Here is a 9,313-nt window from a genome sequence, read left to right as displayed (position 1 = left end):
GGTCAGCGCGGTCAGCGCGGTCAGCGCGGTCAGCGCGGTCAGCGCGGTCAGCGCGGTCAGCGCGGTCAGCGCGGTCAGCGCGGTCAGCGCGGTCAGCGGCGGGAGTCGTACGTGGCGTCGATGTTCTCCGCCACCGAGACGATCAGCAGCCGGGTCTCCGGGACGGTGGCGCGCCAGCGGTGCCGGACACCGCCGGACAGGAACAGCGTGTCGCCGCGCTCCAGCCGGTACGCCTGTCCCTCGGCCTCCACCTCGGCGGCGCCCTCCACGACGTACATCACCTCGTCGTTGCGGTGCTGGAACTCGCGTCCCAGGTCCTGCTCACCGGTGAACTCCAGCGCGCAGAGCTGGTGGCGGCCGCGCACCACGCGGCGTACCCCGTCCCCCTCGCCCGCGCGCACCACGTCCACCGAGCGCGCCGAGTCGGCGGCGGCCCGCAGCCGGGCGGTCGTGGTCTCCAGCGCCTCGGCGACCCGGTCCAGCGACCTGGCGCTCGGGCGGGCGCGCTCGTTCTCGATCTGGCTCAGGAACGGCACGGACAGACCGCTGCGCGCGGCGACCGAGGCCAGCGTGAGCCCCAGGGTCCTGCGCCGTCGGCGGACCGCGGCACCGACCCGCAGTGCTTCCTTCTCGTCCATGTCCGGGCTCCCTCCCGCCTGGCCATCCTCCCGGTTGCGAGCACACTACGCACTTCGTTCGGGAGATGGAGCACGGGAGAAGAGGCGGGAAACCCGCCAGGGGCGTTCTTCGGCCATGGCGAAGGGGACGGCCCCGGTACTCCACCGGGTCCGTCCCCTTCCTGGTATGCGCCGGAATCAGCTGCCGACAGGCGTCAGCGCGGCGCCCACCTCGGGGTTGGCGTCCATCCAGCGGCGGGCGGATTCCTTCTCCTTGCCACCGCCCCCGTTCTGGATCTCCACTTCCAGCGAGGCCAGCTGCGCCTCGGTGAGCTTGAAGTCCTTCAGCCAGCGGGTGACCTCGGGGAAGTCCTTCGCGAAGTCCTTCTTCGCGACCGTGTGGATCTCCTCGCCCTTGCCCCAGGCACCCTTGGGGTCCTTGAGCTTCTTCAGGTCGTGCTTGCCGTAGGCCCAGTGCGGCGACCACAGGGTCACCACGACCGGCTCCTTCTTCTTGATCGAGCGGTTCAGCTCGGCCAGCATCGAGGACGTGCTGGAGGAGACGACCTTGTACTCACCCTCCAGGCCGTACTCCTTGAGCACCTTCTCGTTGAGCGTGCCCATCATCCCGGCGCTCGACTCGATGCCGATGATCTTGCCGTTGAACTTCTTGCCCTGACCCTTGAGGTCGTCGAGCGAGTCGATGCCCTTCACGTACGAGGGAACCGTCAGCTCCAGCGAGGTCGGCCCGTACCAGGAGCCGAGATCGGTGAGGTTGTCCTTGTACTTGTCCCAGTACGCCTTGTGCGTCGTCGGCAGCCAGGAGTCGAACTGGACGTCCATCTGTCCCTGCGCGAGACCCGTGTAGAGCGGACCGGGGTCGAGCTGCTTGACGGTCGTGCGGTAGCCGCGGTCCTCCAGCAGGTTCTGCCACAGGTAGGTGCTCGCGATGGCCTCGTCCCACGGGAAGTAGCCCATGTTGACCGTCTTGCCCGCGTCCTCGCCCTGCTGACCGCCACCGGCGCCCTCGGGCAGCGGGGCGAGCTGGTCGACGAGGCCCGGGGACTTCTTCAGCCAGGCGCGTACGCCCTCCTGCTCCTTGCCCTCACCGGCGGTCTGGATCTCGTTCTCCAGGCCGGTGAGCTGCTCCTCGGTGAGCTTGAAGTCCTTCAGCCACCCGGAGACCACCGGCGCCTTCTCGGCGAACCCCTTGTGGGCGACGGTGTGCACGTTCTCGCCCTTGCCCCAGGCGCCCCTGGGGTCCTTGAGCTTCTTCAGGTCGTGCTTGCCGTAGGCCCAGTGCGGCGACCACAGGGTCACCACGACCGGCTCCTTCTTCTTGATCGAGGCGTTCAGCTCGGCCAGCATCGAGGACGTGCTGGAGGAGACGACCTTGTACTCACCCTCCAGGCCGTACTCCTTGAGCACCTTCTCGTTGAGCGTGCCCATCATCCCGGCACTGGCCTCGATGCCGATGATCTTGCCGTTGAACTTCTTGCCCTGACCCTTGAGGTCGTCGAGCGAGTCGATGCCCTTCACGTACGAGGGAACCGTCAGCTCCAGCGAGGTCGGCCCGTACCAGGAGCCGAGGTCATCGATCTGGGAGCTGTACTTGTCCCAGTAGTCCTTGTGCGTGGTGGGCAGCCAGGAGTCCGTCTGGAAGTCGATGTCGCCGCGTGCGACGCCGGAGTAGAGCGGACCGGCGTCCAGCTGCTTGATGTCGGTCGTATAGCCGCGCTGCTCCAGGAGCTCCTTCCAGAGGAACGTGGAGGCGATGCCCTCGTCCCACGGGATGTAGCCCAGGTTGATCTTCTGGCCCTTGCCGACGTTCGCGCTGTCCCCGGCGACGCTCTTCCCGCCGTCGTCCGAGCCGGCGATGTTGAGCCCGCCCGCGATCAGCGCGAGGACGACCACACCGACCATCGCGACGGCGGTGCCCGGCTTGTAGTGGGTGATCCTCGGGCCACGCGCGCCGGAGGCGATCTTGGCGGCGGCCCGGCGGCCGAGCGGGGAGACCCGCTCGTTGAGCGCGCCGGTCATCCGGTCCAGGTACATGGCGAGGATGACGACGGCGATGCCGCTCTCGGCGGCGAGGCCGACCTGGAGCTGGGTGATCGCGGCGTAGACCTTCTCGCCGAGACCGCCGGCGCCCGCCATACCGCCGATGACCACCATCGACAGCGCCAGCATGATGACCTGGTTGATACCGGCCATGATCGTCGGCAGGGCGAGCGGCAGCTGCACCCGGGTCAGGGTGTCGCGGGGCGTCGTGCCGAACGCCTCGGCGGCCTCGACCAGCTCGCTGTCCACCTGACGGATGCCCAGCTCGGTCATCCGGACGCCGGGGGGCATCGCGAACACGATGGTGGCGATGACCCCGGGGGTGACACCGACGCCGAAGAACATGACGCCGGGGATCAGGTAGACGAAGGCGGGCATCGTCTGCATGACGTCGAGGACCGGCCGGAGCGCGGCACTGACCTTGTTGTTCCGTGCGGCCCAGATGCCCGTCGGTACCGCGATCACGATGGTGATGACGGCAGCCACGACGACCAGCGACAGCGTGGCCATCGCCTCGTCCCACAGGGCGAGGGAGTCGATCAGGGCGAAGCCCGCGAAGGTGAGCACGGCCGGAACCACGCCGCGCAGCCAGAACGCGATGACGGCGAAGATCGCGGCCATCAGCAGCGGCTCACCGCCGCCGAGGACGGCGTTGACCCCGTCGTACATTCCGCCGAGCACGGCCTTGATGGCGTCGAAGATCCAGGTGAGGTTCGACTGGAGCCAGTCGACCGCGTCCTCGACCCACTCGCCGAAGGTGAACCTAGGCACCGGCGCTCACCTTCCCGGCGTCGGAGGACAGGGCAGGCTGTACGTCGTCGACACGCGGCTCCTCACCGAGTGCGGCGAGCAGACGGCCGCGCGGCACGACACCGATCACACCGCCCCCGGCGTCGGTGACGGCCACGGCGACGCCGCTGGTCGAACAGGGCGTGAACAGCTCGGCGATCGGCGTCCCGGCGGTCACGGTAGCGGGCGCCTCGGCCAGCACGTCCTTGTCGGAGCGGCCCTTCTCGGGCCGCTCCATGATCGAACCGGCGGTGAGCACCCGGGAGCGGTCGACGTCCTGGATGAACGACGCGACATAGTCGTTGGCCGGACGGACGAGAATGTCCTCGGCGGTGCCCTGCTGGACGATCCTGCCGTCGCGCATCACGGCGATCCGGTCGCCGAGGCGCATGGCCTCGTTGAGGTCGTGGGTGATGAAGACGATCGTCTTCTTCAGCCGCTTCTGGAGTTCGAGCAGCTGGTCCTGCATGTCACGGCGGATCAGCGGATCCAGTGCGCTGAAGGACTCGTCCATCAGCAGCAGATCGGCGTCGGTGGCCAGGGCGCGGGCCAGGCCCACGCGCTGCTGCATACCGCCGGAAAGTTCGTCGGGCCAGGACTTCTCCCAGCCTGCCAGGCCGGTCAGTTCCAGCGCCTGGGCGGCGCGCTGCTCACGCTCGGCGCGCGGCACACCCTGCACTTCGAGACCGTACGCGGCGTTCTCCAGCACGCTCCTGTGGGGGAAGAGCGCGAAGTGCTGGAACACCATGCTGATCTTGGAGGACCGGACATGGCGCAGTTCACGGGGGCTCAGGGCGGTCAGGTCCTGGCCGTCGAACAGCACACGTCCGGCAGTGGCGTCGAGCAGTCCGTTGAGCATCCGCAGCAACGTGGACTTGCCGGACCCCGAGAGACCCATCACGACGAAGATCTGGCCCGGTTCCACGGTGAACGATGCGTCGATCACCGCTGCGGTCGTTCCGTCGGCGCGCAGCTCGTCGCGGCCGGTGCCGCTCTTGAGTTTCCGCACGGCTTGATCGGGTCGTCTGCCGAACACTTTGTACAAGTGGTCGGCTTGCAGCCTTGACACATACACCTCACGCGTTGAACCGAAAAACGGTCTGCCACCCCCTCCGGCAGACCGTGGAGCGGTGCGGATTCGGTCCGCACTGCACGCGCATTAGTTGAAAATGCGACGTGGTCCGCTCCGATGGCGCGCCTGCCCGCACTTACGCACACCAAACACAAGTGTGATTCAGCTCACCCGCGGGCCGGTGTCAGTGGCGTGGGGCATCATCGGGGTGTGACGCGACGCCTGATGCTCCTCGACACCGCCTCCCTCTACTACCGCGCCTATTTCGGGGTCCCCGATTCGGTGCGCGCGCCGGACGGCACCCCGGTCAACGCCGTGCGCGGACTGCTCGACTTCATCACCCGCCTGGTGCAGGACCACCGGCCGGACGACCTGGTCGCCTGCTGGGACAACGACTGGCGCCCGCACTGGCGCGTCGAGCTGATCCCCACGTACAAGGCGCACCGGGTGGCGGTGGAGACGGCCGAGGGGCTCGCCGACGAGGAGGACACGCCCGACACCCTGTCCCCCCAGGTCCCGATCATCGAGGACGTGCTGGACGCGCTCGGCATCGCCCGGGTGGGCGTCACGCCGTACGAGGCGGACGACGTGATCGGCACCCTCACCGGCCTGGCGTCCGGCCCCGTCGACATCGTCACGGGCGACCGCGATCTCTATCAGCTGGTCGACGACGCCCGGCGCGTGCGCGTGCTGTACCCGCTCAAGGGGGTCGGAACGCTCCAGGTGACGGACGAGGCGTGGCTGCGCGAGAAGTACGGCGTGGACGGTGCCGGCTATGTCGATCTGGCCCTGCTGCGCGGCGACCCGAGCGACGGTCTGCCCGGCGTTCCCGGCATCGGCGAGAAGACGGCGGCCAAGCTGCTGGACGCCTTCGGCGACCTGGCCGGGATCATGGCCGCCGTGGACGATCCGGGCGCCGGGCTGACACCCTCGCAGCGCAAGCGGCTGGACGAGGCACGGGACTATGTCGCCGTCGCGCCGAAGGTCGTCCGCGTCGCCGGTGACGTCCCGCTGCCCGCCTTCGACCCGGCGCTGCCCCACGAGCCGCGCGATCCGGCCGCCCTCGAAGCGCTGGCGGAGCAGTGGGGCCTGGGCGGAGCCGTGCGGAGACTGCTCTCCACTCTTCGGGCCTGAGATGCTAGGTTAGGTTTACCTAACCTAGCAGGGTCCCGTTCCGGGGCCCCGAACGTCCAGATCAGGGAGAACCTCGTGGCAGAGCGGCCCGCCCGGCAGGCACCCAAGGCTCAGGGCGCGCAGGTCGTGCGCACCGAGCAGATCACCCCGCACATGGTGCGGGTGGTCCTCGGCGGTGACGGGCTGGCCGGCTTCGAGCTCTCCGGCTTCACCGATCACTACGTCAAGCTGTGCTTCGCCCCCGAGGGCGCCGATTACGCGCACCCCTTCGACATGGCCGCGATCCGCGAGTCGCACCCCCGCGAGCTGTGGCCCACCACCCGTACCTACACGGTGCGTTCCTGGGACCCGGCCTCCCGCGAGCTGGCCATCGACTTCGTGGTGCACGGCGACGAGGGTCTCGCCGGACCGTGGGCGGCGAGCGTCCGGCCGGGCGAGCAGGTGACGTTCCTGGGCCCCGGCGGCGGCTACGGACCGCAGGCCTCGGCCGACTGGCATCTGCTGGCCGGCGACGAGAGCGCGCTGCCCGCGATCGCCGCGGCGCTGGAGCAGATGCCCGCGGGTGCGCTGGTGCACGCGTTCATCGAGGTGCCGGACGCCTCGGAGGAGCAGAAGATCGTGACGGCCGACGGGGTGGCGGTGACCTGGCTGCACCGCGGTGACCGCCCGGTCGGCGAGGCCCTGACCGCCGCCGTGAAGGGGCTGGACTTCCCGGCGGGCGAGGTGCAGGCGTTCGTGCACGGCGAGGCGGGCTTCGTGAAGGAGATCCGCAGCTATCTGCGGCTCGACCGGCAGATCCCCCTCCAGCAGTTGTCGATCTCCGGCTACTGGCGGCTCGGGAAGAACGACGACGCCTGGCGCGCCGTCAAGCGCGAGTGGAACGAGCAGGTGGAGCGCGAGCAGGAGGGCGCCGCGTAGCGCGTGGCGCCGCACCCGTAGGCACGCACAGGCGGCACCCGCGCGGCTTCAGAGCTTTTCGCGGCTTCACAGCTTTCGCGCCTTCGCCCGCCCGCCCGCATTCGCGCCCGCGCGCCGGCGCCCTCGCGCGCCGGCGCCCTCGCGCCCGACACGGACCCCGGTCGCCATGGTGACCGGGATCTCCGCACGTCAGACGCGTGCGCCGGGCTCCGGGGCCGCTGACGTCCCCGCTCCACCACCCGACGCGCCTTCAGCGCCGTCCGGTGCATCTTCCCCTGCGTCCGCGCCCTTCACGGTGCCCGGCTCCCCTGCGTCCGCGCCCTTCACGGTGCCCGGCTCCCCTGCGTCCGCGCCCTTCACGGCGCCCGGCTCCCCTGCGTCCGCGCCCTTCACGGTGCCCGGCTCCCCGCCCGCGCCCGACTCCTCGTAGAGACGGGCGGAGGCATCGACATGCGCGAGCCGCCGCAGCGCCCCGAACATCGCCTCTCCGAGCACCGTTCCCACGACCACGCTCTCCACCAGATCCTCGCGCGCCACCCGCCGCGCCACATAGTCGAGGTCTGCGCGGGCGACCGGCTCGGCGGCATCCGCGTACACATCCAGCAGTTCGGTGAATCCGCCGTGCCCGGCCCGCCGCAGGGCGACCAGCACCCCGGCCAGCGACTCACCGGCCGTACTCTCCTCCTCGACGTGCCAGCCCCGCCGCTCCAGCAGCTCGGCCACCTCGTCACGGGCCTCCTCCAGCTCGGGGCCCGTCTCCTCCTCGTCCGTCGGCGTGACACCCTCCGCCGCGGCCCCCAGCACCTTGTGCACCGGCTGCTCGGGGTCGTCGACGGCCTCCAGCACATCCCCGATGGCGGACAGCGAGAGCCCGCCGACATCCAGCAGCGCGCGGATCAGCCGCAGCCTGCGCTCGTGCCCGGCGTCGTAGCTCGCCTGGTTCGGGCTGGTCAGCTGCCCGGCGGGCAGCAGCCCCTCGCGTACGTAGTACTTGATCGTCGGCACCGGGACCCCGGACCTACGACTCAACTCACCGATGCGCACCGCGTGTCCGCCCTTTCATGACTTGCCAAATCCCTCGCACATCATAGATAGTCCCTCTATCGGATAGTAGGGAGTCCCGCTATCCATAATCATCTCGCTCCAGGGGGTTCTCCATGTCGACGTGGCGTTTATGGCACCGGCCGTTGGTCCTGTTCTCCGCCGCGATGGCCGTGATGGCGGTCGTCTCGGCGGTGGGTCTGGTGGTCGACGACCGGATGCTGGCGGGTGCGCCGATCTGGGCCAAGCCGTTCAAGTTCGCCGTCTCGTTCGTGCCCTACTGCCTGGCCCTGGCATGGATGCTGACGCTCCTCACCCACGGCCGGCGAACAGGCCGGTGGGCCGGCAATGTGGTCGTCCTGGCCAGCCTCGCCGAGATGGCGATCATCACCGGGCAGGTCATCCGGGGCAAGCGCAGCCACTTCAATCACGAGACACCGTTCGACACCCGCCTCTACGACGTGATGGCGTACACCGTCATCACCCTCTGGACCGCGACCCTGGTGATCGCCCTGCTGCTGCTGCGCGCACGGATCGCCGACCGGGCCTCGGCCTGGGCGATCCGCTCCGGTGTGGTGCTCGCCCTGGTGGGCGCGGGGATCGGTTTCCTGATGTCCCAGCCGAGCGCGCAACAGCGCGCCGCCGGCGACCTGGACACCGCCGACGTGGTGGGGGCGCACGCCGTGGGCGTACCGGACGGCGGCCCCTCCATGCCGATCACCGGCTGGTCGACAACCGGCGGCGATCTGCGAATACCCCACTTCGTCGGCATGCACGCGCTCCAGCTCATCCCCCTGTTCCTGCTCCTGCTGCTGGCGCTCGCGCCTCGTGTCGCGCGGCTGCGCGACCCGCGCGTCCGCTTCCGCCTGGTGCTCGTCGCCTCCGGCGCGTACGCGGCGCTCGTGGCCCTGATCACCTGGCAGGCCCTGCGCGGCCAGCCGCTGATTCACCCGGACGGGTCGACCCTGGCCGTCGCGGGCATGATCCTCGCCGCCGCCGCACTCGGCGCCTGGGTGGCGCTGCGGCAGACACCCGCGCGGCGGAACACCGATTCCTACGACAAGGAGCTCGTGGCATGACCGGTGCACTTTTCGAGATCACGTTCTATCTGACGGCCCCGTTCTGGCTGCTCATGATCTTCGCTCCCCGCTGGGCCACCACCACCCGGATCGTCTCCTCGCCCCTCACCGTCCTGCCGGTGCTGGCGGTCTATCTCGTGCTGGCCCTGCCCGTCTTCCCCGAACTCTGGACGGCGGTCAGCAACCCCGACATCGACGCCTTCCGCGATCTGGCGGCGCTCGGGAACGGTGCGGGAGCGCTCTGGGCGCAGGTCATCGCGTGGGATCTGCTGCTGGGTCAGTGGATGTTCCTCCAGGCACGGAAACTGGCGGTGTCCCCGCTGGTGATGGGCCCCCTGCTGGTGCTGACGATCCTTCTCTCGCCGTTCGGGCTGCTGATCTTCCTGATCATCCGCGCGGTGCGGCAGGCGAAGGGGACCGGGGCGACGCACGCCCCGTCCGATGACGGGATCCCCGGCCGGGCGGGCGAATCCGCGGTGCTCTGACGGCGGTACGCCCGCGGCGTGGCAGGATCACGCGCGCCCGATGACCGCCCGCGCCGGATTTCCCGCGCACCGGCCAATCCGCGCCGCCACCGGCTCCGAATCACTCCTGGAACCGAT

General features: G+C 69.8%; 7 protein-coding genes and 1 pseudogene. 4 read left to right on the top strand and 4 right to left on the bottom strand.

Annotated features, from left to right (window positions below; genetic code table 11):
• Nucleotides 1–92 precede the first annotated feature (92 nt).
• The 3 genes from ABT170_RS12855 to ABT170_RS12845 all read right to left on the bottom strand — a co-directional run bounded on the left by ABT170_RS12855 (nucleotide 93) and on the right by ABT170_RS12845 (nucleotide 4,536).
• Nucleotides 93–638, bottom strand: a complete 546-nt coding sequence (locus tag ABT170_RS12855; RefSeq protein ID WP_329945448.1) for a helix-turn-helix domain-containing protein — start codon at nucleotides 636–638, stop codon at nucleotides 93–95.
• A gap of 177 nt (nucleotides 639–815) precedes the next feature.
• The gene (locus tag ABT170_RS12850; protein ID WP_351866500.1) at nucleotides 816–3,449 is read right to left on the bottom strand and encodes an ABC transporter permease/substrate binding protein; all 2,634 of its coding nucleotides are present in this window, start codon (nucleotides 3,447–3,449) and stop codon (nucleotides 816–818) included.
• Nucleotides 3,442–4,536 (bottom strand): quaternary amine ABC transporter ATP-binding protein, encoded by a 1,095-nt coding sequence (locus tag ABT170_RS12845; protein WP_351866497.1) that lies wholly within the window; start codon nucleotides 4,534–4,536, stop codon nucleotides 3,442–3,444. The genes ABT170_RS12850 and ABT170_RS12845 overlap by 8 nt, the downstream gene beginning before the upstream one ends.
• Nucleotides 4,537–4,764: 228 nt before the next feature.
• Between ABT170_RS12845 and ABT170_RS12840 the strand changes: the two genes are divergently transcribed.
• Both ABT170_RS12840 and ABT170_RS12835 read left to right on the top strand, forming a co-directional pair.
• A complete protein-coding gene (locus ABT170_RS12840; RefSeq protein ID WP_351866649.1) occupies nucleotides 4,765–5,673 on the top strand; it encodes a 5'-3' exonuclease in 909 nt (302 codons plus the stop codon).
• Between the two features lie 75 nt (nucleotides 5,674–5,748).
• Nucleotides 5,749–6,591 (top strand): siderophore-interacting protein, encoded by an 843-nt coding sequence (locus tag ABT170_RS12835; RefSeq protein ID WP_329945451.1) that lies wholly within the window; start codon nucleotides 5,749–5,751, stop codon nucleotides 6,589–6,591.
• A gap of 330 nt (nucleotides 6,592–6,921) precedes the next feature.
• On the opposite strand, the pseudogene ABT170_RS12830 reads toward ABT170_RS12835, so the two are convergent.
• A pseudogene (locus ABT170_RS12830) lies at nucleotides 6,922–7,635 on the bottom strand (MerR family transcriptional regulator); the annotation flags it as partial.
• A 113-nt stretch (nucleotides 7,636–7,748) separates the two neighbouring features.
• Between ABT170_RS12830 and ABT170_RS12825 the strand changes: the two are divergent.
• On the top strand, nucleotides 7,749–8,711 hold the full coding sequence (locus tag ABT170_RS12825) for a hypothetical protein (RefSeq protein WP_351866494.1): 963 nt from the start codon (nucleotides 7,749–7,751) through the stop codon (nucleotides 8,709–8,711).
• Nucleotides 8,708–9,196: an ABA4-like family protein gene (locus ABT170_RS12820; protein ID WP_329945454.1), complete on the top strand. Its 489-nt coding sequence runs from the start codon at nucleotides 8,708–8,710 to the stop codon at nucleotides 9,194–9,196. Before ABT170_RS12825 ends, ABT170_RS12820 begins: the two co-directional genes overlap by 4 nt.
• Nucleotides 9,197–9,313 lie beyond the last annotated feature (117 nt).

The sequence above is a fragment of the Streptomyces sp. NPDC001787 genome (assembly GCF_040297465.1).
Lineage (GTDB): Bacteria > Actinomycetota > Actinomycetes > Streptomycetales > Streptomycetaceae > Streptomyces.
This window is presented reverse-complemented; position numbering and strand designations above follow the sequence as displayed.